Below are 23857 nucleotides of genomic sequence, written 5' to 3'. Positions count from 1 at the left end.
TTCTCACGTCCTGTACAAACCGCGGCGAAGTCTAGTCCCTGCTCCTGAGAAGACCGAATGCGGCACAGATCACGAACGGATCACGGCTGATCGGTCTGCACCGAGAAGAGATCGGGCCCCGGAGGCGCTTCTGCGCCAAATGTACCATTCGGTGGCGTCCGCCCCAGGTGGCGCCAGGCGGCCTCGGTCGCCACCCGCCCGCGCGGGGTACGGGCCAGCAGCCCGGCCCGCACCAGGAACGGCTCGCAGACCTCCTCGACCGTGTCCGGCTGTTCGCCCACCGCCACCGCGAGGGTGGACAAGCCCACCGGGCCGCCCCGGAACGAGTCGACGAGCGCGGTCAGCACCGCCCGGTCGAGCCGGTCCAGGCCGAGCGCGTCGACGTCGTAGACGGTCAGCGCCGCCTGCGCGGTCTCCAGCGTGACCACGCCGTCGGCGCGCACCTCGGCGTAGTCGCGGACCCGGCGCAGCAGCCGGTTGGCGATCCGCGGAGTGCCCCGGGACCGGCCGGCGATCTCCGCCGCGCCGTCGGCGGTGATCGGCACGCCGAGGATCCGGGCCGACCTGTGCAGCAGCGCCTCCAGGTCGGCCGGCGCGTAGAAGTCGAGGTGCGCGACGAAGCCGAACCGGTCGCGCATCGGGCCGGTCAGCAGGCCGGACCGGGTGGTGGCGCCGACGAGCGTGAACGGCTCCACGTCGAGCGGGATGGCGGTGGCGCCCGGCCCCTTGCCCACCACCACGTCGACCCGGAAGTCCTCCATGGCGCTGTAGAGCAGTTCCTCGGCCGGTTTGGCGATCCGGTGGATCTCGTCGATGAACAGCACGTCGCCCTCGGCGAGGCTGGTCAGGATCGCGGCCAGGTCGCCGGAGCGCTCGATGGCCGGGCCGCTGGTCACCCGGATCCCGGTGCCCAGCTCCGCGGCGACGATGTTGGCCAGGGTCGTCTTGCCGAGGCCGGGCGGGCCCGACAGGAGGATGTGGTCGGGCGGGGAGCCGCGCCGCATCGCGCCCTGCAACAACAGGTCGAGCTGGTCGCGAACACGGTGCTGGGCGATGAACTCGTCGAGCCGCTTCGGCCGGACGCTGGCCTCCGCGTCCAGCTCGGCGTCGTCGACGTGGGCCGAGACCAGGTTCTCCCCGCTCATCGGCTGCGGCCCAGGAGGCGGATGGCCTGCTTGAGCAGCACCGGCACCGGCGGGGTCTCGCCGTCGACGGTTTCCGCCACCGCGGCCACCGCCTGCTCTGCCTGGGCCGCCGACCAGCCGAGCCCGACGAGGGCCTGGCGGACCTGGTCCGGCCAGGCGCCGGCGGTCACCCCGGCCGCGCCGTCGGCGCCCACCGGCACCGGGCCGACCCGGTCGCGCAGTTCCAGCACCAGCCGCTCGGCGCCCTTCTTGCCGATGCCGGGCACCCGGGTCAGCGCCGCGGTGTCGGCGTTGGCGATGGCCTTGCGGACCGCGTCCGGCGTGTGCACGGCGAGCACCGCCTGGGCCAGCCGGGGGCCGACCCCGCTGGCGGTCTGGAGAAGCTCGAACAGCTGCTTGGCGTCGTCGTCGGGAAAGCCGTAGAGGGTGAGCGAGTCCTCCCGGACCACCAGGCTGGTGGCGAGCCGGGCCGGCTGGCCCACACGCAGGTCGGCGAGCGTGCCGGGGGCGCACTGCACGGCCAGGCCGATGCCGCCCACCTCCACCACCGCGTGATCCGGGCCGGTGGCGGTCACCGTGCCGCGTACGCTCGCGATCATCGCGTCCCTCCTCGTCGGGCCCGTTGCGCTGCCGCGGCCAGCTTGGACCGGGTGCCGCCGCGCCACACGTGACAGATGGCCAGCGCCAGGGCATCGGCGGCGTCCGCCGGCTTCGGCGGCTCGGGCAACCGCAGCAGCCGGGTGACCATGGTGGTCATCTGCTTCTTGTCCGCCTGCCCCGAGCCGGTCACCGCGGCCTTGACCTCGCTCGGCGTGTACGTCGTCACCGGCAGTCCGGCCCGGGCCCCGGCGAGCACCGCGACGCCGCTGGCCTGCGCGGTGCCCATCACGGTGCGGACGTTGTGCTGGCTGAACACGCGCTCCACCGCGACCGCGTCCGGCCGGTGCTCGGCGACCAGGTCGCTGAGCGAGCGGTCCAGGTGCAGCAGGCGCAGCGCCAGGTCGTCCTCGGGGTCGGTGTAGACCACGTAGTACGCCACGAGCGTGCAGGGGCGGCCCGGCACGCCCTCGACCACGCCGACCCCGCACCGGGTCAGGCCCGGGTCGACGCCCAGCACGCGCACGCCGCCTCCTCCCCGAGCCGCCAGCAGTACGTGTGTTCGACACACCCTACTGGTGCCCGCCGGCAGCGGGGCGGCCGGACACGCCGGGTGCGGGCGGTGACGCGGCGCACCACACACGCGGTCGGTGGAGTATGTGTCGCCGCCCCATGTGCCAGGGGGCACCCGGCTCGTACGTTCATGCGCCATGACGGCAGAACCCGTGGCGGTCCCCCACGTCGTACACGTCGACCTGACCGGTCGCACCGCGCTGGTCACCGGTGGTGGCGGCGGCATCGGGCGGGCCTGCGCCCTGCGCCTGGCGGCGGCCGGCGCGACGGTCGTGGTGCTGGACCGCGACGTGTCGGCGGCCGAGAAGGTGGCCGCCGAGGCCGGCGGCCGGGCGGTCGGGATCGACCTGGCCGACCCGGCGGCGGTGGACCGGCTCGACGCCGACGCCGACATCGTGGTCAACAACGCCGGGCTGCAACACGTCGCGCCGGTGCAGGACTTCCCGGTCGAGCGCTTCGAGTACATCCAGCGGGTGATGGTGGAGGCGCCGTTCCTGCTGATCCGCCGCGCGCTGCCCCGGATGTACGCGAACGGCTGGGGCCGGGTCGTGAACATCTCCTCGGTGCACGGGCTGCGCGCCTCGCCGTTCAAGGCCGCGTACGTCTCGGCCAAGCACGCGCTGGAGGGCCTGTCCAAGGTGGTCGCGCTGGAGGGCGCCGCGCACGGCGTCACCGCCAACTGCATCAACCCGGCGTACGTGCGCACCGCGCTGGTGGAGAGCCAGATCGCCGACCAGGCGGCCACCCACGGCATCGGCGAGGACGAGGTGGTCGAGAAGATCATGCTGGCCCGGGCGGCGATCAAGCGGCTGATCGAGCCGGCGGAGGTGGCCGAACTGGTGGCGTACCTCTGCTCCCCGCCCGCCGCCTTTATCACCGGCACCTCGATCGCCCTCGACGGGGGCTGGACGGCGAACTAGTGGGCCCGCGCACAATGTCGGTCATGTCGTCGCCGGTCGAGTTCCTGGAGCTGCTGGCGCGCGAGGCCGCCGCGGTCGAGTTCGAGGGCCCGCTGGTGGCCGCGCGCGCCGCCGGCCTGCCCGCCGAACGGCTCGCCGAGCTGGAGCAGGCCAAGGTGGTGGCGCTGCGGGTACGGGCGCTGCTGGCCCGACGGCGCCGCCGGGAGACCGAGCTGTCCGGCCTGTACGACACCGCGAGCGACCTGGCCGGGCTGCGCGACCTGGACGACGTGCTGCGCGCGATCGTGCACCGGGCGCGGATCCTGCTCGGCACCGACGTGGCGTACATGACGCTCAACGACGACGAGCGCGGCGACACGTACATGCGGGTCACCGACGGCTCGATCTCGGCCCGGTTCCAGCGGCTGCGGCTGGAGCTGGGCGACGGGCTCGGCGGGCTGGTCGCGCAGACCGGCACCCCGTACGTCACCTCCAACTACCAGGAGGACGAACGGTTCCGGCACACCGGCGAGATCGACGGCGGGGTGGGCGAGGAGGGCCTGGTGGCCATCCTCGGCGTGCCGCTGCGGCTCGGGTCCAGCGTGATCGGCGTGCTGTACGCGGCGAACCGCTCGGCCCGGCCGTTCGCCCGCGAGGAGGTGTCGCTGCTGGTGTCGCTCGCGGCGCACGCGGCGGTGGCGATCGACACCGCGCGGCTGCTGGCCGAGACCCGGGCGGCGCTGGCGGAGCTGTCCGCGGCGAACCGCACCATCCGGGCGCACAGCAGCTCGGTGGAGCGCGCCGCCGCGGCGCACGACCGGATGACCGCGCTGGTGGTGCGCGGCGGCGGGATGGAGGACGTGGCGGCGGCGGTCACCGACGTGCTCGGCGGCGCGCTGCTGGCGCTGGACGCCGAGGGCCGGCGGCTGGCCCGGGTCGGCGAGATCGAGGAGCCGGACCGGGCGGACATCGTGGAGGCGGTCGCCGCGTCGCGTACCGAGGGGCGCAGCGTGCGCCGGGGCCCGCTCTGGTACGCCGCCGTGGTGGCCGGTGCGGAGAACCTGGGCGCGCTGGTGCTGCGCCCGGACGACGAGCTGGTCGACGCCGACCAGCGCATCCTGGAGCGCGCCGCGCTGGTGACCGCGTTGCTGCTGCTGTTCCGCCGGACCGTGGCCGAGGCGGAGGGGCGGGTACGCGGCGAGCTGCTGGACGACCTGATCGCCCGGCCGCTGCGTGACACCGACGCGCTGCGCGCGCGGGCCCGCCGCATCGGGGTGGACCTGGATGCCCCGCACGTGCTGGTGGCGGTCGGCGACGACGCGTTCGCCGAGACCGGTTCGGCGCGGCAGCGGGTGCTGTCCTGGGCCACCACGTACGCCTCGACCCGGGGTGGCCTGGCCGCGGCGCGCGACGGGCGGGTGGTGCTGATGCTGCCCGGTCACGACGCCGGTGGCGCGGCCCGCGCGGTGGCCCGGGATCTGTCAAGGGTGACCGGCCGCCCGGTGACCGCCGGGGCGAGCGGGCCGTCGACCGGTCCGGCGTCGCTGGCAGTCACGTTCGCCGAGGCGGAGCGCTGCCTGTCCGCGCTCGGCGCGCTGGGCCGGGCGGGACAGGGGGCGAGCACCGCCGAGCTGGGCTTCGTCGGGCTGCTGCTGGGCGCGGTCGGCGACGCCGGGGACCGGGACGTGGCCCGGTTCCTCGCCACCACGGTGGGGCCGGTGCTGGACTACGACGCGCGGCGGGGCACCGCGCTGGTGAAGACGCTGGAGGCGTACTTCGGGGTGGGCGGCAGCCTGGCCCGCGCCGCCGAGCAGCTGCACGTGCACGTCAACACCGTCACCCAGCGGCTGGAACGGGTCGGGCACCTGCTCGGCGCGGACTGGCAGCGGCCGGAGCGGGCGCTGGAGGTGCAGCTCGCGCTGCGCCTGCACCGGCTGCGCACACCGGCCCGGTGAACGGGGCGCGCCGGCCCGGCCGGGCCGGCGACCGGCCCGGGTCAACGCACGCGCAGGCCGTCCAGGACCGTGTCCACGATCCGCTCGGGCACCATCCGCTCGTCGTGCTCCGGGTGCCAGCGCAGCATCCGCTGGGTGAGCATCGGCGCGGTGAGCAGCGACATGGTCACCTCGACGTCGAGGTCGGCGCGCAGCTCGCCGCTGTCGATCCCGCGGCGCAGCACCTCGCGCATCGCCGCGCGCCGGGGCTCGACGATCGCCTCGTACGCCTGCCGGTGGGCCGAGCTGCGGTTCACCTCGGGCACCAGGCAGGGCATGATCTTGCGGACCCGTGGGTCGGCGTGCTGGCCCACGGCGCCGACGAGCAGCACCAGATCGTCGCGGACGGAGCGCCCGGTGGTGCGGGGCGCGGGCCCCTTGAGGGTGCGCAACGCGTCCAGCAGCAGCGCGTCCTTGCCCGGCCAGCGGCGGTAGATGGTGGCCTTGCCGACGCCGGCGCGGGCCGCGATCGCCTCGATGGACAGCGACTCTATGGTGCTGCCCTCGGCCAGCAGGTCGAGGGTGGCGTCGACGATCGCCTCGTCCGCGCGGATGCTCCGCGGTCGCCCGGGCGACCGCGGAGCATCCGCCGTGGAAGTCATGTCAGACATTGTCCACGAACCTATGCGGTACCGGCCAACTCCCGGTCGGTGACCGGCGCCGCGTCGGGGGCGACGACCGGCCGGCCCGGCATCCAGCGCAGCACGATCACGATGCCGAGCGCGGCCACCACCGCGGAGGCGCCCGCCGCCCAGTGCATGGCCGAGACGAATGAGTCGTTGGCCGCGTCGATCAGTCGCGGCGCGTCGGGGCCGAGCCGGCCGGCGACCGCGTACGCCCCGGACACCGACTCGCGGGCCGCGTCGCGCACCGGGGCGGGCAGGGCCGCCACCGCCGGGGCGACCTGGTCGCGGTAGACGGCGGAGAGCACCGAGCCGAGCACTGCCACACCGAGCGCGCCGGCCACCTGGCGCACCGTGTTGCTGACCGCGGAACCGACGCCGGCCTTCTCCCGGGGCAGCGCGGACATGATCGACTCGGTGGCAGGCGGCATGATGTTCGCCATCCCGGCGCCCTGGAGGAAACCCAGCGCCGAGAAGATCCAGATCGGGGTGTCCGCGTCGATGAAGACGAACGCGGCGAGCGCCACGGTGGTGAGCAGCAGCCCGACGGCCGCGACCGCCCGGCCGCCGTAGCGGCGGACCATCGCCGCGCTGCGCGGCGCGAAGACGAGCTGGGCGGCGGCGAACGGCAGGAACAGCAGGCCGCTCTCCAGCGGGCTGTAGCCGCGGACGAGCTGGAGGTAGAACGCGCCGAAGAACATCACGCCCATGGCGGCGAAGAAGACCAGCCCGACCAGGGCCACCGGGGCGGCGAAACGGGGCACCCGGAACAGCCGCACGTCCAGCGACGGGTGGTCGCTGCGCAGCTCGTGGGCGACGAACCAGCCGAGCACCGCGAGACCGCCGAGCACGGCCAGCCAGACCTGCGGGCGGCCGAAGCCGTGCTCGCCGCCGTCGATGATGCCGTAGGTGAGCGCGACCAGGCCGACCACTGAGAGCAGCACGCCGAGCAGGTCGACCCGGCCGGGCCTGGGGTCGCGGGACTCGGGGACCAGGGCCGCGACGAGCACCACGCCGAGCGCCACCACCGGCACGTTGATCAGGAAGACCGAGCCCCACCAGAAGTGCTCCAGCAGCGCGCCGCCGAGCACCGGGCCGATCGCCACCGCGAGGCCGACCGCGCCGGCCCAGACGCCGATCGCCTTGGCGCGCTCGCGCGGGTCGAAGACGTTGGAGATGATCGAGAGCGTCACCGGCATGATCGCCGCGCCGCCGACACCCATCAGCGCGCGGGCCGCGATGAGCTGGCCCGGATCCTGTGCGTACGCGGACAGCAGCGAGGACAGGCCGAACACCGCCAGCCCGAGGATCAGGAAGCGGCGGCGGCCGAGCCGGTCACCGAGCACGCCGAAGGTGAACAGCAGTCCGGCGAAGACGAGCGTGTAGGAGTTGATCGCCCATTCCAGCTCGCCCTGGGTGGCGCCGAGGCCGTGCACCGGGTCGGCCAGGGTGCGCAGCGCGACGTTGAGGATGGTGTTGTCGAGGACGACCACGAGGAGGCTGATCACCAGCACCCCGAGGATCGCCCACCTCCTCGGGTGTCCGGTGTTCTCGTGTGGTTCCACTGCCGTTCTCCCCCCGGTTCACCCGCGGTCGAAATACGATACGGGTCAGACTCGTAACGATGCCGAGCGTAGGTGAGCCGGTTTCGATACGGAACGGGTTCGTATCGAATGTGTCTCAGGTCACGCGGGCGGTCCGGCCGCCAGCGCCAGCCGCAGCAGCGCGTCCCGCACGGGCAGCAGCCGCCGTACGCCGGCCAGCCGTCCCGCCCACCGCGCGCCCGCCGCGATCCGTTGCGTGGGCCGCCGGCGTCGCCTGTCGTACGCGCGCAGCGCGGCCGGCACGTCACCGGCATCACGTACGCAGTCGGCGAGCGCGACCGCGTCGATCAGCGCCTGGCAGGCGCCCTGCCCGAGATCCGGCGTCATCGCGTGCGCGGCGTCGCCGAGCAGCACCGTCCGGCCGGACACGTACGACGGCAGCGGCGTGAGATCGCGGATCTCGTGCCGCAGGATCCCCTCCTCGGTGAGCGCGTCGAGAACCCGCGGCACCGGCGGGTGCCAGTCACCGAAGAGACGCCGCAGCTCGTCCCGGTCGTCGGGCGGCGCCGGGTGCCCCTCGGGCAGCCGCACCGCGGCGTACCAGTTGGTGCGGCCCGGCCCGGCCGGGGTCAGCCCGAACTTGCGCCCCCGCCCCCAGGTCTCGCCGCCCTCGGCCAGCTCCAGGTCGACCACGCCGCGCCAGGCCACCGCGCCCGCGTAGCGCAGCGGGTACCGCCCGCCGTACATCTGCGCGCGCACCACGCTGTTGATCCCGTCCGCGCCAACCACCAGGTCGTACGCGTCGCGAAGCGACAGCGGGTCGGTCACCGGGGCGCCGAGGCGCAGCGCCGGTCCGGGCAGCGCGCCGGCCAGGACGGCGAGCAGCACCGGCCGGGTGACCAGGTGCACCGGCTCGCCGTGCCGGCGTTCCAGCCGGTCGACGTCGATGGTGGTGATGCGACCGCCGTCCGGGCGCCGGATCGACCCGCCGGCCTGGCGGCTGCCCCGGCGGCGCACCTCGTCGCCGACGCCGAGCGCGTCCAGGGCACGCATCGCACCGGGCCAGATGCCGAGCCCGGTGCCGCTGTGCGGCAACGCGGCGGACCGTTCCCGGACGGTCACCTCCCAGCCCGCCGCGTGCAGGCCGATGCCCGCCGCGAGCCCGCCGATCCCGCCCCCGACCACGACCGCGCGTCCGCCCATGCGGTCACCGTACTACAGGTGTAGTCGAATGCACTACGCCTGTAGTCTGGCCGGGTGACCGATCGCCGGCAGCTCCTGCTCGACGCGGCCGTCCGGGTGCTCGGCACCGGGGGGCCACGGCAGCTCACCCATCGGGCGGTGGACGCGGAGGCGGGTCTGCCCGAGGGCTCCGCCTCCAATCGGTTCCGCACCCGGGAGGCGCTGGTCGCCGGCGTCTTCGAGCGGCTGGTCGAGGTGGAGACGCAGGCCTGGCAGCGGCTCGCCGTGGACCTGGCACCGGGCGACGTCGCCGCGTTCGCCGCCGTGGTCGGCCGGCTGATCCGGGAGTTCACCGGCCAGCAGCGGGTGGTCACGCTTGCCCGGCACGCGCTGTTCGTCGAAGCGGCCGTGCGGCCCGAACTGCGCCCCGCCATCGAGGCCGGGCGAGCGCGGCTGGCCGAGTGGGGGGTGCCGCTGCTCGCCGCGCTCGGCGCGACCGATCCGCCCGCCCACTTCCGGGCGCTGCTCGCGCTCATCGACGGCCTGCTGGGCAACCATCTCGTGTCTCCGGACGACGACGTCGACCCGGAGGCCGCCGTCGCCGCGCTGCTGCACGGCTTCCGCGCCGGCCCGTCCGCCTAGGTCCGGCCGGCGCGGCGGCCGGTCGCCTCACGACAGGTGCTGAGCGCGTCGGACAGGCTCGTCAGGTGCCCGGCCGGTGGCATGATCCAGCCCGGTCCGGCGCTGTGCACCCACACTGACGGGAACTCCCGCGCGAACCGGGCCATCCGGTACGCCCGTCCGGTCACCGGGGTCTGCGACCACACCACCACCGTGTGCGGCCGGCTGCGGCGCACGGCGCTGGCCAGCGCGGGCCAGGGCAGGGCGGCGCCCAGCAGCAGGCTGCCCAGGTTCGCTTCCCGCAGCGCGGCGGCGAGCGCGTGCAGGCCGAGACAGTGCAGTTCCTGCTCCGCCGCGGCCAGCAGGATGCCCCCGCCCGGCGACGTCCGCCCCGGCTCCCGCAGCAGTGCGTCCAGGCCGGACCGGATCCCCTCGGAGAACGCGTGCTCCACCGCCACCTCGACGGCGCTGTGCCCGGGCAGCGCGGCCAGCATCGGCGCGCAGACCCGCTCCCACACCGCGGTCACGCCCCACCGGCCCGCGGCCTCGACGACCAGCGCCGCGACCCGGTTGCCGTCCAGGTCCTCCGCGGCGAGCGTGAGGTGCTTGCGGACGTCCTCGACGGCGTCGCCCGGCATCGCCTCGGCCACCACCAGAAGCACCTCCCGGGTAGACGGTCACTACCCGGGGTTCGGCGCGGCGGTGCGGTTTGGATGCGCTCGGGCCGAACCGGTCCGGCCGGGATGCGATCCCGCACCGGGCCGGTGGGGCGGATCACACCGGCTCGCGCTCCACCGGCTCGCGCTCAGCCGGAGCGGGTTGCGTCGGTAGGGGCCTCACCGGCCCGGGCTCCGCCGCGGCGACGGGCCGGCGGCGCAGCAGCAGCCACGCCACCGCGATCAGTCCCAGGGCGAGAGTTGTCAGCAGGTACGCGTCGGCCGCCAGCGACTTCGCCGTCCCCTCCATATGGCCCGAACTCCAGATCAGCCCGCGGGGGACCGTCGCGCCGGTGCGGTCGGGGCCGGGCCACAGCAGGAACGGCAGCACGGCGGCCACCGCGAGGGCGGCTGCGGGCACCCGGGCCGGGCCGCGGGCACGCCGCGCCAGATCGATCAGGACCAGCGCCATCGGGCCGGCCCAGATCCAATAGTGCGACCAGCTCACCGGGGAGACGGCGAGCGTGGTGAAACCGACCACCACCATCGCGGCCGCCTCCTCGCCCTGCCGGTGCAGCGCGACAGCGAGCGCCAGGCCGGCCACCCCGGCGAGCACCACGGCCAGCATCCACGAACCGCTGTTCAGTTCGTCGCTGCCGAGCACGCGTGCCACGAAACCCTGGAGGGACTGGTTGCCGACGTACCGCGGGCCGGACGTCGCGAGCGGCCGGGACGAGTCGAACCCGCGGCCGTCGATCCAATAGTCGTACGAGCCGCCCGGCTGGATGATCGCGCCCAGCACGGTGAGCCCGGCGAACGTCGCCCCGGCCACCACGGCGGCCCGGATCCGGCGGGTCAGCAGCAGGTAGACCACGAACAGGCCCGGAAGCAGCTTGATCGAGGTGGCGACGCCGATGCCGACACCCTTGAACCGGCTCCGGTCCGGCCGCGCCAGGTCCGCCACCACCAGCAGCAGGACGAAGATGTTGATCTGACCGAGAAAGAAGGTGCGGTGCAGCGGTTCGCTCCACACGAGGACGGCGAGCACCGCTGCGGCGAGGCCGAGCCGGCCGGCAGCGCCCCGGTACCCGAGCATCCGGGTGGTGAACCACAGCGCCGCGAGCATCGCCAGCAGGCCCCCCACGGTCCACACGTACAGGGCGGCCCGATCGTCGAGCAGCGTCAGCGGCGTCATGAGCGGCAGGGTGATCGGCGGATAGGTGTAGGGCAGGTTCAGCGTCGTGTAACCCAGCCGGTAGACCGGCTCGCCGTCCAGGAAGGCCCGCGCGCCACCGACGTACATCCACAGGTCCGTGCCGCGCAGCGGGTCGTGATCCAGGAAGACGGCATACGCGGCGAGGGATCCGGCCAGCGCCAGCAGACCGGGCAGGAGCAACCAGGACGGCAGCGTGACCGGCCGTGGCGCCGGACGGCCGGCGGGGACCGTGGCGGCGAGCGCACGAAGACGAGAAACGGTCATGGATCGGAGATCATAGCGTCGCTCCGCGTCAGGTGGGGGTGCCGGAGCGCCACCCCTCGTCGCGGTGCCGCCCACGTACGCCGGATCAGCCCGACCGGTCCCGGCGGGTCACCGCCCAGCGCCGGGCCAGGTGGGCGACCGTGCCCCAGACACCCCGGCGGAACAGCAGCACGACGAGGACGAAGATGCCGCCGGTGACCAGCCCGATGGCCTCGAACCCGGAGAACGACAGCCAGTCCTCCAGCCGGACCACCAGGGCCGCGCCGAGCACCCCGCCCCACAGCGTGCCGATGCCGCCGAGCACCACCACGATGACCGCCTTGCCGGAGGTGGTCCAGTGCAGCACGTCCAGCGAGACGAATCGGTGGCCGACCGCGAAGAGCCCGCCGCCGAGCCCGGCCAGGAAGCCGGAGAGCACGAACGCGGTCAGCTTGTAGCGGTGCACCGGGTAGCCGAGCGCGCGGGCCCGGGCCGGGTTGTCCCGGATGCCGACCAGCACCCGGCCGAACGGCGAGTGCACGATCCGCCAGGCGGCGAGCAGGCCGAGCAGCACGATCGGCAGGATCGCGTAGTAGAAATAGTAGTCGTCGGTGAGATCGGCGCCGAAGAACACGCGTGGCACGCCCTGCAGGCCGTTCTCACCCTGGGTGACCGAACGCCACTCGTTGGCCACGTAGTAGACCATCTGCGCGAAGGCCAGGGTGACCATGGCGAAGTAGATCCCGGTGCGCTTCACCGCCAGGTAGCCGATCGGCAGCGCCAGCAGCGCCGCGCCCAGCGCCCCGGCCAGCACGGCGGCCGGGAACGGCAGGCCGGCGTGGATCGCGACCAGCCCGGTCAGGTACGCCGAGGTGCCCCAGAACGCGGCGTGCCCGAAGGACATCAACCCGGTGAAGCCGAGCAGCAGGTCCACCGAGACGGCGAAGAGCGCCCAGCACAGAATGTCCACCGCGACCGCCGGGTAGAGCCCGTTCGGCAGCCACAGCGCGACGAGCAGGCCGGCGGCCAGCAGCGCGTACCGGACCCAGCCGGGCGCCCGCGCGACGGCGAGCAGTCCGGAGCGCGGGGCCGGCTTCTCTACCGGGGTGTCCACCGCACTCGTCATGCCGTGCTGACGGGGCATGCCCTCACGGCCCTCGCGTTGCTCGGTGCGTTCAGTCATGCCGTGCTGACCGGGCATGCCCTCACGGCCCTCGCGTTGCTCGGTGCGTTCAGTCATGCCGGTGCCTCCTCTCGGCCGAACAGGCCGGCCGGCCGCCAGAGCAGCACGGCGGCCATCACCACGAACACGACGGTCTGCGACACGAGCGGGTAGTCGGACAGGTACGCCTCGCCCCACGCCTGGATCAGGCCGATGCCGAAGCCGGCGGCGACCGAGCCGAAGATCGAGCCGAGGCCGCCGATCACCACCACCGCGAAGACCACGATGATCAGGTCGGCACCCATCAGCGGGTTGACCGCCCGCATCGGGGCGGCGAGCACCCCGGCCAGCCCGGCCAGGGCGATGCCGAAGCCGAACACCGGGGTGACCCACTTCCCCACGTCGATGCCGAACGCCCGGGTCAGCTCCGGCCGCTCGGTGGCGGCCCGGACCACCATGCCGATCCGGGTCCGCCCGAGCACCCACCAGACCGCCACGCACAGCAGCACGGTGAAGCCGAGGATGAAGACCCGGTACGCCGGGAAGTCGAAGAGTCCGAAGTCGACGGTCCCGCTCAGCTCGTCGGGGGTGGCGTACGGGCTGGACTGCACGCCGTACCGGGACTTGACCAGGTCCTGCAGGATCAGCGTCAGGCCGAAGGTGAGCAGGAAGTTGTAGAGCGGGTCGAGCCGGGTCAGCCGGTGGATCACCGCCCGCTCCAGCACCATGCCGAGCAGGCCCAGCGCCAGCGGCATGATCACCAATGCGGCCCAGAACGGCACACCCGCCTCGGCGAGCAGCACGTACGCCCCGAACGCGCCGAGCATGTAGAACGCGCCGTGGGCGAAGTTCACCACCCGGAGCATGCCGAAGATGACCGCGAGCCCGAGGGCGAGCAGGGCGTAGAACGCCCCGCCCACCAGCCCGTTGAACGTGTTCTGCAGGAACCCGGACATGTCAGAGCTTGCAGTCCGGGGACGGGGTACGGAAGGCTTCCGCCGCCGGGATGGTCTTGAGGATCTTCACGTAGTCCCACGGCTCCTTGACCTCGGCCTGCGGCTTCACCTGGGCCAGGTACGCGTCGTGGACGACCCGGTGGTCCTCCGCGCGGATCTTGCCGTTGCGCAGGAAGAGGTCGTTGACCTCCTTGCCCTCCAGCTCCTTGACCACGGCGTCGGCGTCGTCGGTGCCGGCGGCCTGCACCGCCTCCAGGTACTGCATGGCGGCGGAGTAGTTCGCCGCGTGGGCGAACGACGGCCGGGTGCCGGTCTCGGCCTGGAACTTGTCGGCCCACTCCCGGTTCTGCTGGTCGAAGTTCCAGTACCAGGCGTCGGTGTAGGTGGTGCCGGCCAGCGCGGCCGGGGTGAGCGAGTGGATGTCGGTGATGAACATCAGGCCGACGGCCAGCCCCACGCCCTTCTCCCGCAGCTTGAACTCGTTGTACTGCTTCACCACGTTGACCAGCTCCGCGCCGGCCTGCATGGTGCCCAGCACCTGCGGCTTCGGGTTCAGCGTCGGGGCCTTGAGCAGGAACGACGAGTAGTCGCCGCTGGTGTTCGGGAACGGCGCGCCGTCCTTGCCGACGACCTGCCCGCCCGCGGCCGTGACGGCGGCGGTGAAGCTCTTCTCCATGTCCTGCCCGAACGCGTAGTTCGGGTAGAGGATGTACCAGTTCTTGCCGACCTGCTCGGTGGTCACCGTGCCGGTGCCGTGGGCCAGCATGTAGGTGTCGTACGCGTAGTGGAACGTGTACTTGTTGCAGCTCTTGCCGGTCAGGTCCGTGGTCGCCGCGCCGATGTTGAAGTAGAGCTTCTTCTTCTCCTTGGCCACGTCGGCGACCTTCAGGGCGGCCGAGGAGGTCGGCACGTCCAGGATGGCGTCTACACCCTTGCGGTCGACCATCTCCTGGGCCTTGCTGTTGGCCACGTCCGGCTTGTTCTGGTGGTCCGCGGTCTCCACGGTGATGTTCCTGGTCACCGCGTCGTCGCCGTGCTTGGCCTTGAAGTCGGCAATGGCCATCTCCACGGCCTTGACCGAGTTGCGCCCGGACAGCTCCGAGTAGGCGCCCGACTGGTCGTTGAGCACGCCCAGCACGATCTTGTCGCCGCTGAGCTTCTCCTCGCCGCCGGACTGCGGACCACCGCCGCCGCAGCCGGCCACCAGCAGCGCCGCCGCCGAGGCGGCGGCCACACCCACGCTCCTACGCATGTTCATCCCCTTCGTACCGCGCGGTCCGCGCGGGTCAGCCGTCCAGATTCAGATGCCGAGATAAGCCAGCAGCTCGCGTTCCCGCGAGCGCACCTCGGCGTTCTCCATCGCCTCCGCGATCCGTCCCTCGGCCAGCAGGTAGTGCCGGTCGGCGACGCCGGTGGCGAAGTGCAGGTTCTGTTCCACCAGCAGCACTGTCACGCCGTGCTTCTTGGCCTCCCGCAGCAGGTCACCGACCTGCTGCACGAGCAGCGGCGACAGCCCTTCGGTGGGCTCGTCGCAGAGCAGCAGCCGGGCGCCCATGCGCAGCACCCGGGCCAGCGCGAGCATCTGCTGCTCGCCGCCGGAGAGCATGGTCGCGGCCGAGTCGCGCCGCTCGTACAGGGCCGGGAAGGCCTCGTACACCCGCTCCAGCGGCCACGGGTCAGGGCCGACCCGGGGCGGCAGGGTCAGGTTCTCGGTGACCGTGAGCGTGGCGTACGCGCCCCGGTCGTCGGGAACCCAGCCGAGGCCGGCCCGCGCCCGCCGGTACGCCGGTAGCCGGGTGACGTCCCGGCCGTCGAGGTGGATCGCGCCGCGCTGGCCGGGGTGCAGCCCCATCACCGAGCGCAGCAGCGTGGACTTGCCGGCGCCGTTGCGCCCGACCAGGGTGACCACCTCGCCGGCGGCCACCTCCAGGCTCACCTCCCGCAGCACCTGGGCCTCGCCGTACCAGGCGGAGAGGTTTTCAATGCGCAGCATCCGCGGCTCCCAGGTAGGCGGTGATGACCCGCTCGTCGGCGCGGACCTGCTCGTACGGCCCCTCGACCAGCACCTTGCCGGCCTGCAGGACGGTGACCGTGTCGGCGAGCCGGCCCACCACGCTCATGTTGTGCTCCACCATGACCACGGTCCGTCCGGTGCGGACGGTGGCGATCAGGTCGACGGTGCGGTCGACGTCCTCCAGGCCCATCCCGGCCGTCGGCTCGTCCAGCAGCAACACCTTCGGGTCGAGGGCGAGCGCGATGGCCAGTTCCAGGGCCCGCTTGCGCCCGTACGCGAGTGCCTCGGCCGGCGCCTCGGCGAGGTCGGCCAGGCCGACCATGGCCAGAAGCTCGTCGGCCCGGTCCCGGTAGCGGCGCATCAGCTTCGCCGACCGCCAGAACCGCCAGCCCAGCCCGCTGCCCGACTGGAGGGCCAGCTCGACGTGCTCCCGCGCGCCGAGCTGCGGGAAGAGGCTGGTGATCTGGAACGACCGGGCCACCCCGAGTCGGGCCACCCGCTCCGGTGGCAGCCCGGTGACGTCGAGGCCGTCCAGCTCGATCCGCCCACCGCTGGGCGGCAGGAAGCCGGTGAGCAGGTTGAACAGTGTGGTCTTGCCGGCACCGTTCGGGCCGACGAGGGCATGCACGGTCTCCGGTGCCACGTCGAGGTCGACGCGATCGACGGCCCGGAAGCCCCGGAAGTCCCGGGTCAGCCCTCGGGCCGACAGGATCGCTTGCCCGGCCATCGCCTCACCCTTCGCAGGTCCGTACGCGACGGCCAAGTCGGTGACCGGGGTCACAGGGGCGTCGCGTGCAGGAAACCTACGAGGAGTCGAAGCGGTCGAGCCATGTCGGCCCACCACACATTCCCCCAGGTGGGCACGGGCCCGACCTCTATAGATGTCGGTCGACCCCGACCGGGTCCGGCCCGATCGGTGGCCGTCGACATGTGGCGCGGCACCGTCACCGGCCGGCGGCGCACTCCGGCAGGTCGAGCCCGTCCGCGTGGGAGAAGACCGATGTCCTCGACGTCGGGCGGCGGCTGCCCGACGTCGCCGCTTTGATCGAGGGGGACGTCAGTCCGGGAAGGTGACCACCCAGCGGGCGCCCTCGCCGCGGGCCAGCCGGTCCAGGGCAGCGGGCGCCTCGGCCAGCGGCACCGTGCCGCTCACCAGCGGCCCCAGGTCCAGGTCACCGGCGGCGAGCGCGGCGGCCAGCTCCGGCACCTCCCGGTCCGGGTCGGTCGAGCCGTACACCGAGGAGCGCAGCGTGCGCGCGGAGTGGAAGATGTCCAGCGCGGAGAGGCTGAGCATGTCGTCCCTACCGCCCATGCCGACGACGGTGACCGCTCCCCCGCGCCGTGTCGCCCGCCAGGCTGCGCGGATCGTGGCGGACCGGCCGACGCACTCGAACGCGTGGTCCACGCCGCGCCCGTCGGTGCGGGCCCGGATCTCCTTGCCCAGCCGGTCGTCGGAGCGCAGGAAGTCGGTCGCCCCGGCGGCGAGCGCGAGGTCCCGCTTGGCCTCCACCACGTCCACGGCGAGGATCGGCGCCGCACCGGCCCGCCGCGCGGCGGTCAGCACGGCGAGGCCCACCCCGCCGAGCCCGATGACCGCGACCGACTCGCCGGGTGCCACCCGCGCGGTGTTGCGGACCGCGCCGACGCCGGTGAGCACCGCGCAGCCCAGCACCGCTGCCTGCTCCGGCGGCAGTCCGGCGGGCACCGGTACCGCGGCGTGCTGCGGCACCACCACCTCCTCCGCGAGCGCGCCGAGCCCGAGCGTGACCTGAAGGGGCTCACCGGCGGCCGTCTCGCCCCGGGGTGTGGACGGGTTGGGGTTGGCGGCGCAGAGCCACGGCTCGCCGTGCCGGCAGTGCCAGCAGTCGCGGCAGGCCGGCGCCCAGTTCAGCACCACCGGCGTGCCGGCCGCGAGCGTGGTGCCGGGCCCCGCCTCGGCCACCACGCCCGTCGCCTCGTGCCCCAGCACCAGCGGGTACGCGGGCGCCAGCGTGCCGTCCACCATGGCCAGGTCGGAGTGGCAGATGCCGGCGGCGCGGATGCGTACCCGCAGCTCTCCCGGACCGGGCGCGGGCAGGCGTACCTCCTCGACCGCCGGGGTGGCGCCGCGGCCGCGTACCACGAGCGCCCTCACCGCTGGATCGCCTTCACCTCGGTGAACTCCTCCACGCCGTACGCGCCCAGCTCCCGGCCGAGGCCGGACTGCTTGTAGCCGCCGAACGGGGCGAGCGGGTTGAACGCGCCGCCGTTGACGTCCACCTGGCCGGTACGCATCCGCCGGGCCACTGCGAGCGCCGCGTCCTCGTCGGCCGACCAGACCGCGCCGGCCAGCCCGTACCGGGAGTTGTTGGCGATGGCGACCGCCTCGTCGGTGTCGGCGAACGGGATCACCGCGAGCACCGGCCCGAACACCTCCTCCTGGGCGAGCGCGCTGTCCGGGTGCACGTCGGCGAAGACGGTGGGCGCGACGAAGTGCCCCTGCGGCGGCAGTGGCGCGTCCGGGCCACCGGCGACGAGCCGGGCGCCGTCGGCGAGCGCCCGGTCGACGTGGTCGCGTACCCGCTGGGCCTGCGCGGCGGAGGCGAGCGGGCCGAGGCGGGTGGCCGGGTCGAACGGGTCGCCGAGCCGGTAGCCGGCCACCGCCGCCGCGACCAGGTCCAAGGCCTCGGCGTAGCGGTCGCGGTGCACGAGCATCCGGGTCCAGGCGGTGCAGGTCTGCCCGGAGTTCAGCAGCGCGTTGCCGACGCCGACCTTGACCGCGGTGGGGAGGTCGGCGTCGGCCAGGACGACGTTCGCCGACTTGCCGCCGAGTTCCAGCGACACCCGGGCGATCCGCTCGGCGGCCAGGTGGGCGATGCGGCGGCCGGTGGCGGTGGAGCCGGTGAACGAGACCAGGTCGACGTCGGGGTGCGCGGCGAGCGCCTCGCCGACCACCGGGCCGGTGCCGGGCACCAGGTTCACCACGCCGGGCGGCAAGCCGGCGTCGGTGATCGCGTCGAACAGCAGGTACGCGGTCAGTGGCGTCAGCTCGCTGGGCTTGAGCACCACCGTGCACCCGGCGGCGAGCGCGGGCGCGACCTTGGCGACCACCTGGTGCAGCGGGTAGTTCCACGGGGTGATCGCGCCGACCACGCCGACCGGCTCCCGGACCACGAGGGAGTTGCCCACCGTGTGCTCGGCGGCCGGGCGGGCGGCCAGGTCGACAATGCTCCGCAGCACGGTGAGCGGCAGGCCGGCCTGGACCCGGGTGGCGAGCTTGAGCGGGGTGCCCAGCTCGGTCGCCACGGTGCGGGCGATCTCGTCGGCGCGGGCGGCGAGCGCGGTGTGCAGCCGGTCCAGGTGCGCGGCCCGCTGCTCGGGGGCGGTGGCGGCCCAGCCGGGGAACGCGGCGCGGGCGGCGGCGACCGCGCGGTCCACGTCGGCCGGTGTGCCGGCGGGCACCTCGCCGACGATGCTGCCGGTGGCCGGGTTCTCCACCGGGACGGTGTCGCCCGAGGAGGGGTCGACCCAGTCACCGGCGACGTGCAGGTGGCGGCGCGTCAGCAGGGCGGGCGGGGCGGCGGCGAGATCCATGGCGTCCTTCGGGGGCGGCGGAAACTAGCGGTGGGAGTTTCGACGCTACTCCGGACCGCCGACCCGTTCCAGCGGGCCGACGGTGGCGGCGTGCTCGGCGGCGAGCCCGTGCAGCAGCGCGTCCAGGCCGAGCGCGAACGCGCCCTCGTCGACGCTGCGCTGGTGGCCGGCGAGGCGGTGGGCCTGGTTGAGGTGCGGGTGCGCGGCGTAGAGCGAGGGGTCCTCGACGAAGCCGCGGGCGAACGATCCCAGCGCCGACCCGGCCACGAAGTAGCGCATCGCGGCGCCGATGTGGGTGGCCCGCGCGGGCGGCCAGCCGGCCCGGACCAGCGCGCCGTAGACGGCGTCGGCCATGGCGAGCGCGGCCGGGCGGCGGCCCGGCCCCTGCGCCAGGTACGGCACGATGTTCGGGTGCGCGGCCAGCGCCGCCCGGTACGAGCGCGCCCAGCGGCGAAGCGCGTCGAGCCACTCGTACTCGTCGAAGACGCCGATGTCGACCGTCGCCGCGACGCCGTCGGCCACCGCGTCGAGGATCTCCTCCTTGGTGGCGAAATGGTTGTAGAGCGAGGGGCCGCGGACGCCCAGCGCGGCGGCGAGCCGCCGGGTCGAGAGCGCGTCCAGCCCGTCGGCGTCGATCAGCGCCAGCGCGGTCTCGACGATCCGGTCGCGGGTGAGCAGGGCCTGTCGGGGTCGGGGCACCTGGTCATCATCCTCCCTTCGACATCGGGTCTGGACGCGGGAAAACTTCCAGCGCTAGTTTAGAGCCAGTCGACCTGAGGGGGCACCGTGGACTTCGCACTGTCTGACGAGGAACGCGCGATCCGGGACACCGTTCGCACGTTCGTCACCCGCGAGGTGATGCCGCTGGAGGCGGAGGTGCTGCGCCGCGAGCGCGCCCACCAGCCCGGCCTGGACCGCTCCGAGCTGCGCGAACTCCAGCTCAAGGCGAAGAAGTTCGGCTTCTGGGGGCTGGCCACGCCGGAGGAGTACGGCGGGATGGCCCTGCCGGCGGTCATGCAGTCGCTGATCTGGACCGAGCTGGGCCGCAGCTTCGTGCCGTTCCGCTTCGGCGGCGAGGCCGACAACATCCTGTTCCACGCCACGGAGGAACAGAAGCGCGAGTTCCTGATCCCCACGATCGAAGGGGAACGGATCTCCTGCTTCGCCATCACCGAACCCGGCGCCGGCTCCGACGCGGCGAACATCAAGCTGCGCGCCCGCCGCGACGGCGACGACTGGATCCTCGACGGCGAGAAGACGTTCATCACCAACGGCAACGACGCCGACTTCGCCATCGTGGTCGCGGTGACCGACCCGGAGAAGGGCGCCCGCCGCGGCGGCGCCACCGCGTTCCTGGTGGACCGCGCGATGGGCTGGCGGTCCGAGTTCATCCAGACCATGGGCGAGGGCGGCCCGGCCTCACTGATCTTCGACGGCGTACGGGTGCCGCACCGCAACATCCTCGGCGAGATCGGGCAGGGCTTCACGCTCGGCATGGAGTGGATCGGCAAGGGCCGCTACACCATCCCGTCGCACGCCGTCGGCATCGCCGAGCGCGTCCTCCAGATGGCCGTAGACTACGCCAACACGCGGGAGACGTTCGGCGCACCGATCGCCACCAACCAGGCCATCCAGTGGATGATCGCCGACTCCGAGACCGAGCTGGAGGCGGCCCGCTGGCTGATCCTGCGCTCGGCCTGGACCGTCGATGCGGGCCTCGACCCCCGGCACGCCTCCTCGATGGGCAAGCTCTACGGCGCCGGCATGGTCAACCGGGTGGTGGACCGGGTGCTCCAGATCCACGGCGGTATGGGCTACACCCGTGAGCTGCCGATCGAACGCTGGTACCGGCAGGTCCGGCTGTACCGGATCTTCGAGGGCACCGACGAGATGCAGCGGCTGATCATCTCCCGCGACCTGCTGCGCGGCTACACGAAGATCGGCGGCCACCTGGCCTGACGCGCGGTGTCTCAACTCCGACTGTGCGCAACCGGGCACGGGTGCCAGGTGTGTCCCCGGCGGAGGCACTACCAGCCGGAGGAGATGCACATGCGTACTCGAACCACTGCGGTCGCGCTCACCGCGGCCGCCGCCATGCTCGGAGTCCTCGCGGGGCCGGCCGCACCGGCCTCGGCGAGCGTGAGTCAGGGGTACATCACGGGTTCCGGCGACTGGCGGGACGACTGGGGTGACGAGGGCCCGGTCTCGGCGTCCACACGCTCGTACAGCAACGTCGCCGCCATGTGGCAGATGATCCTGTGGGCCGACGGCTACCTCACCCGCTCCGAGGTCGACTGCCGGTTCGGGCCGCGGACGACTGCCGCCACCAAGCGGTGGCAGAGCGCCCGGGGCCTCGTCGCCGACGGCGTCGTCGGCGCCAGGACCCTCTCCCGGGCGGCCACCCGTCTCGTCGTGTACGAGAGCGAAGGGTGGTACGCCTACGACGGAGCCACCGACTACTTCCAGCTCGGTCGCCGGACCGACGGCAGGTGGGACATGACCCTCGGCCCGAATCAGGAGTGGGAGCTGCTCTCCTACACGTCCGTGACCTTCGACGTCTGCTGACCGATCGGGACGGGCGGCGCGCGGTGGCGCGCCGGCCGTCCTCCGGCCGCTCTCCAGCCCTTCTGGCCTCTCTCGGGCCGCTCCCCGGCCGCGCGGTCAGCCGGTCAGCGCCTCGACCGCCCGGTCCACGTCCGCCTCGGTCGTGTAGAGGTGGAACGAGGCGCGCACCCGGCCGGCCCGGACCGCCGCGCGCACCCCGGCCCGGGCCAGCCGCTCCTGCGCGTCCGGCACGTCCACGGTGACGATCGCGCTGTCGCCGGGCGGCCGGCCCAACCCGGTCAGGAACCGGTTGGCCAACCCCACGTCGTACGCGCGCACCGCCTCCGGGTCGAGGTCGGCGAGCAGCTCCAGTGCCGGGGCGGTGCCCGCGTAACTGAGCCACGGCGGCGCGATGTCGAACCGGCGCGCGTCGTCGGCCAGGCGCAGCGGCAGCCCGTAGTAGGAGGCGTGCGGCTCGCGCCCGGCGTACCACCCGGCCGCGTCCGGGCGCATCCGCTCGCGCAACGCCGGGGCCAGGTAGGCGAAGGCCGAGCCGCGCGGCGACACCAACCACTTGTACGCCCCCACCACCACCGCGTCCGCCCGGTCCGCCGCGAACGGCAGCCACCCGCACGCCTGCGTCGCGTCGGCCACCACGAACGCGCCGTGCGCCCGCGCCGCCGCGACGATCTCGTCGTACGGGGCCACGGTGCCGTCGGCGGACTGCACCACGCTGAACGCCACCAGATCCGTGCCGGCGTCGATCGCGTCGACCAGGCCGGCCAGCGGCACGGTGCGTACCCGCACGCCGCGGTCCTGCTGGACCAGCCACGGGAACAGGATCGAGGTGAACTCGGTCTCGGGCACCAACACAGTCGCGCCCGCCGGCAGCCCGGCCGCGATCGGCGCGACGAGTTGGGACGCGCTGGCGCCGATGCTCACGTCGGCGGCGTCCACACCGGTCAGCCCGGCGAAGGCGGCACGGGAGCGGTCCACCGACTCCTCCCACACCTCGAACGACACCCGCCCGGTCCGCCAGTCGGCGAGCACCCGCTGCACGGCGTCCCACACCGGCTCCGGCGGCAGTCCGTAGGTGGCCGTGTTCAACCAGCCCGGCTCCGGCTGCCACAACTTCTGCGCCTGCTCCAGCTCCATGGCCCGACGCTAACCACCCCCGCCCCGGCCCCGACACCGCCAATCCCACCCCCGTGGCCCCCCACCCGCCCCGCCGGGTCCGGCGCCGCCCTCGTCCCCGACCCCCGGCTCCCCGGCCCGCGATCGTGCACTCTCGGCCCCGGCAAAACGGTGCAGAGCCGCGAAACGCAGGGCCGAAACTGCAAGATCGCGCAACGGAGCAGGCGCCGCCAACTTCATGATCGTCGCGGCGGGTGGGGCGCGGCGGGGGGGTCAGGTGGGCGGGGGGAGGTCGGTCAGCGCCTCGGCCATCTCGGCTCGCACCCTCGGCAGGGGCCACCTGGCCAGGTCTTGCAGGGTGTGGTGGCGGCGCAGGCGCCGTACCGCGGTCAGGCCGACCAGGTAGCCGCAGCGCTTGGGCAGGTCGCCGGCCAGCGGCGAGTCCCGCATCAGGAAGTACGGGGCGTGGTGGTCGGCGTCGGTGGCGTCGAGGTCGGCGCGTACCCGGCGCAGGATCTCCGGCCACCGGCGGCGGCAGTCGTCGAGCCACCGCCGGTGGCCGGGGCGGCCGAACCAGAGGTACGCCTCGTCCGGCCGCCCGGCGTCGAGTTCCGCCGTGACCTGCGTGGCGAGCCCTCGGTGAACAGCGCGTTCGCCACCCCGTACTCGGGCCATTCGCGGATCGCGGCGCTGCGGTCGTGCACCACGTGCGCGGCCTCGTGCCGGACCAGCAGGTCGAGGTCCCCCGGCGGCCCGAGCTGCTCCACGGCGAGGAAGAACGCGTACCTGCCGTTCAGCTCGCCGGCCCAGCCGTTGGCCTGGTTCAGCCCGACCAGCACCACGCACTCGACCGGCCCGCCGTCGCCGGACCAGCCCAGCGCGTCTGCCACCGCCGCCACGCCGTCGGGCAGCGACGCGCGCACCGTCTCGGCTCTTGCCGCCAGGTCGGCGGCGCGGTCGCGGAGCCCGTCCAGGACGGATGCCACGCCGGCGGCGTCGGACCAGTCGCCGTCACGGCGCAGCGCCCGCACCACGTCCGGGTGCCCGGCCAGGTAGCGGGAGACCAGGAGCTCCGGCGCGCCGCGACCGGCGCAGGCGACGAAGTCGGGCACCAGGTCGCGGACGCGCAGCAGGTCGGTGGGCGGCATCCGCACGATGCTGCCGGGCCGTGGCGCGCCGGG

24 protein-coding genes are annotated in these 23857 nt (G+C 73.8%); 5 read left to right on the top strand and 19 right to left on the bottom strand.

Annotated features, from left to right (window positions below):
* Positions 1–80: 80 nt before the first annotated feature.
* Genes ruvB through ruvC form a run of 3 tightly spaced genes read right to left on the bottom strand, consistent with a single transcriptional unit; the run spans position 81 to position 2268 of the window.
* Entirely contained in the window at positions 81–1145 is a 1065-nt protein-coding gene (gene ruvB / locus KSK32_RS23000; protein WP_216933074.1) for a Holliday junction branch migration DNA helicase RuvB, read from the bottom strand.
* On the bottom strand, positions 1142–1744 hold the full coding sequence (gene ruvA, locus KSK32_RS22995; RefSeq protein ID WP_216933073.1) for a Holliday junction branch migration protein RuvA: 603 nt from the start codon (positions 1742–1744) through the stop codon (positions 1142–1144). The genes ruvB and ruvA overlap by 4 nt, the downstream gene beginning before the upstream one ends.
* On the bottom strand, positions 1741–2268 hold the full coding sequence (gene ruvC, locus KSK32_RS22990; RefSeq protein WP_216933072.1) for a crossover junction endodeoxyribonuclease RuvC: 528 nt from the start codon (positions 2266–2268) through the stop codon (positions 1741–1743). Before ruvC ends, ruvA begins: the two co-directional genes overlap by 4 nt.
* Positions 2269–2452: 184 nt before the next feature.
* On the opposite strand from ruvC, the gene KSK32_RS22985 reads away from it, so the two are divergent.
* The gene (locus tag KSK32_RS22985) at positions 2453–3235 is read left to right on the top strand and encodes a 3-hydroxybutyrate dehydrogenase (RefSeq protein ID WP_216933071.1); all 783 of its coding nucleotides are present in this window, start codon (positions 2453–2455) and stop codon (positions 3233–3235) included.
* A gap of 14 nt (positions 3236–3249) precedes the next feature.
* The gene (locus KSK32_RS22980) at positions 3250–5169 is read left to right on the top strand and encodes a helix-turn-helix domain-containing protein (protein WP_216936304.1); all 1920 of its coding nucleotides are present in this window, start codon (positions 3250–3252) and stop codon (positions 5167–5169) included.
* Between the two features lie 41 nt (positions 5170–5210).
* Here KSK32_RS22980 and KSK32_RS22975 read toward each other — a convergent pair whose 3' ends face one another.
* The 3 genes from KSK32_RS22975 to KSK32_RS22965 form a co-directional block, all read right to left on the bottom strand.
* The gene (locus KSK32_RS22975) at positions 5211–5819 is read right to left on the bottom strand and encodes a TetR/AcrR family transcriptional regulator (protein ID WP_216933070.1); all 609 of its coding nucleotides are present in this window, start codon (positions 5817–5819) and stop codon (positions 5211–5213) included.
* 11 nt (positions 5820–5830) lie between these two features.
* Complete coding sequence (locus KSK32_RS22970) at positions 5831–7396, bottom strand: MFS transporter (RefSeq protein ID WP_216933069.1); 1566 nt, start codon at positions 7394–7396, stop codon at positions 5831–5833.
* A 120-nt stretch (positions 7397–7516) separates the two neighbouring features.
* Positions 7517–8578: an FAD-dependent monooxygenase gene (locus KSK32_RS22965; RefSeq protein WP_216933068.1), complete on the bottom strand. Its 1062-nt coding sequence runs from the start codon at positions 8576–8578 to the stop codon at positions 7517–7519.
* Positions 8579–8632: 54 nt separating this feature from the next.
* Between KSK32_RS22965 and KSK32_RS22960 the strand changes: the two genes are divergently transcribed.
* Positions 8633–9199: a TetR/AcrR family transcriptional regulator gene (locus tag KSK32_RS22960; RefSeq protein ID WP_216933067.1), complete on the top strand. Its 567-nt coding sequence runs from the start codon at positions 8633–8635 to the stop codon at positions 9197–9199.
* On the opposite strand, the gene KSK32_RS22955 is transcribed toward KSK32_RS22960, so the two are convergent.
* The 10 genes from KSK32_RS22955 to KSK32_RS22910 form a co-directional block, all read right to left on the bottom strand.
* Complete coding sequence (locus KSK32_RS22955; protein ID WP_216933066.1) at positions 9196–9840, bottom strand: transcriptional regulator; 645 nt, start codon at positions 9838–9840, stop codon at positions 9196–9198. The two genes, KSK32_RS22960 and KSK32_RS22955, sit on opposite strands and share 4 nt — an antisense overlap.
* A 112-nt stretch (positions 9841–9952) precedes the next feature.
* Entirely contained in the window at positions 9953–11314 is a 1362-nt protein-coding gene (locus KSK32_RS22950; protein WP_216933065.1) for a glycosyltransferase 87 family protein, read from the bottom strand.
* Positions 11315–11399: 85 nt separating this feature from the next.
* Entirely contained in the window at positions 11400–12419 is a 1020-nt protein-coding gene (locus tag KSK32_RS22945) for a branched-chain amino acid ABC transporter permease (protein WP_216936302.1), read from the bottom strand.
* 110 nt (positions 12420–12529) lie between these two features.
* Positions 12530–13411, bottom strand: coding sequence for a branched-chain amino acid ABC transporter permease (locus tag KSK32_RS22940; protein ID WP_216933064.1), 882 nt, complete (start codon positions 13409–13411; stop codon positions 12530–12532).
* A gap of 1 nt (position 13412) precedes the next feature.
* Entirely contained in the window at positions 13413–14669 is a 1257-nt protein-coding gene (locus KSK32_RS22935; RefSeq protein WP_216933063.1) for an ABC transporter substrate-binding protein, read from the bottom strand.
* Between the two features lie 42 nt (positions 14670–14711).
* Positions 14712–15404 (bottom strand): ABC transporter ATP-binding protein, encoded by a 693-nt coding sequence (locus KSK32_RS22930; RefSeq protein ID WP_216933062.1) that lies wholly within the window; start codon positions 15402–15404, stop codon positions 14712–14714.
* On the bottom strand, positions 15391–16152 hold the full coding sequence (locus KSK32_RS22925; RefSeq protein WP_216933061.1) for an ABC transporter ATP-binding protein: 762 nt from the start codon (positions 16150–16152) through the stop codon (positions 15391–15393). The genes KSK32_RS22930 and KSK32_RS22925 overlap by 14 nt, the downstream gene beginning before the upstream one ends.
* Positions 16153–16482: 330 nt before the next feature.
* On the bottom strand, positions 16483–17559 hold the full coding sequence (locus KSK32_RS22920; protein WP_289256366.1) for an alcohol dehydrogenase catalytic domain-containing protein: 1077 nt from the start codon (positions 17557–17559) through the stop codon (positions 16483–16485).
* Complete coding sequence (locus KSK32_RS22915; RefSeq protein WP_216933060.1) at positions 17556–18998, bottom strand: aldehyde dehydrogenase family protein; 1443 nt, start codon at positions 18996–18998, stop codon at positions 17556–17558. Before KSK32_RS22915 ends, KSK32_RS22920 begins: the two co-directional genes overlap by 4 nt.
* 45 nt (positions 18999–19043) lie before the next feature.
* Complete coding sequence (locus KSK32_RS22910; RefSeq protein WP_216933059.1) at positions 19044–19697, bottom strand: TetR/AcrR family transcriptional regulator; 654 nt, start codon at positions 19695–19697, stop codon at positions 19044–19046.
* An 87-nt stretch (positions 19698–19784) separates the two neighbouring features.
* Between KSK32_RS22910 and KSK32_RS22905 the strand changes: the two genes are divergently transcribed.
* Positions 19785–20957 (top strand): acyl-CoA dehydrogenase family protein, encoded by a 1173-nt coding sequence (locus KSK32_RS22905; RefSeq protein WP_216933058.1) that lies wholly within the window; start codon positions 19785–19787, stop codon positions 20955–20957.
* 90 nt (positions 20958–21047) lie between these two features.
* Complete coding sequence (locus tag KSK32_RS22900) at positions 21048–21563, top strand: peptidoglycan-binding protein (RefSeq protein ID WP_216933057.1); 516 nt, start codon at positions 21048–21050, stop codon at positions 21561–21563.
* Between the two features lie 96 nt (positions 21564–21659).
* Here KSK32_RS22900 and KSK32_RS22895 read toward each other — a convergent pair whose 3' ends face one another.
* From KSK32_RS22895 to KSK32_RS22890, 3 genes are all read right to left on the bottom strand, one after another.
* Positions 21660–22697 carry an aminotransferase class V-fold PLP-dependent enzyme gene (locus KSK32_RS22895; protein WP_216933056.1) on the bottom strand — a complete coding sequence of 346 codons (1038 nt, stop codon included), beginning with the start codon at positions 22695–22697 and terminating at the stop codon, positions 21660–21662.
* A gap of 252 nt (positions 22698–22949) precedes the next feature.
* The gene (locus KSK32_RS33565) at positions 22950–23126 is read right to left on the bottom strand and encodes a hypothetical protein (RefSeq protein WP_254187155.1); all 177 of its coding nucleotides are present in this window, start codon (positions 23124–23126) and stop codon (positions 22950–22952) included.
* Positions 23126–23824, bottom strand: a complete 699-nt coding sequence (locus KSK32_RS22890; protein WP_254187154.1) for a hypothetical protein — start codon at positions 23822–23824, stop codon at positions 23126–23128. The genes KSK32_RS33565 and KSK32_RS22890 overlap by 1 nt, the downstream gene beginning before the upstream one ends.
* Positions 23825–23857 lie beyond the last annotated feature (33 nt).

Source organism: Micromonospora sp. WMMB482, assembly GCF_019038635.1.
GTDB lineage: Bacteria > Actinomycetota > Actinomycetes > Mycobacteriales > Micromonosporaceae > Micromonospora > Micromonospora marina.
The sequence above is the reverse complement of the archived record's forward strand: the minus strand, read 5'-3'. Positions and strand labels throughout refer to the sequence as shown.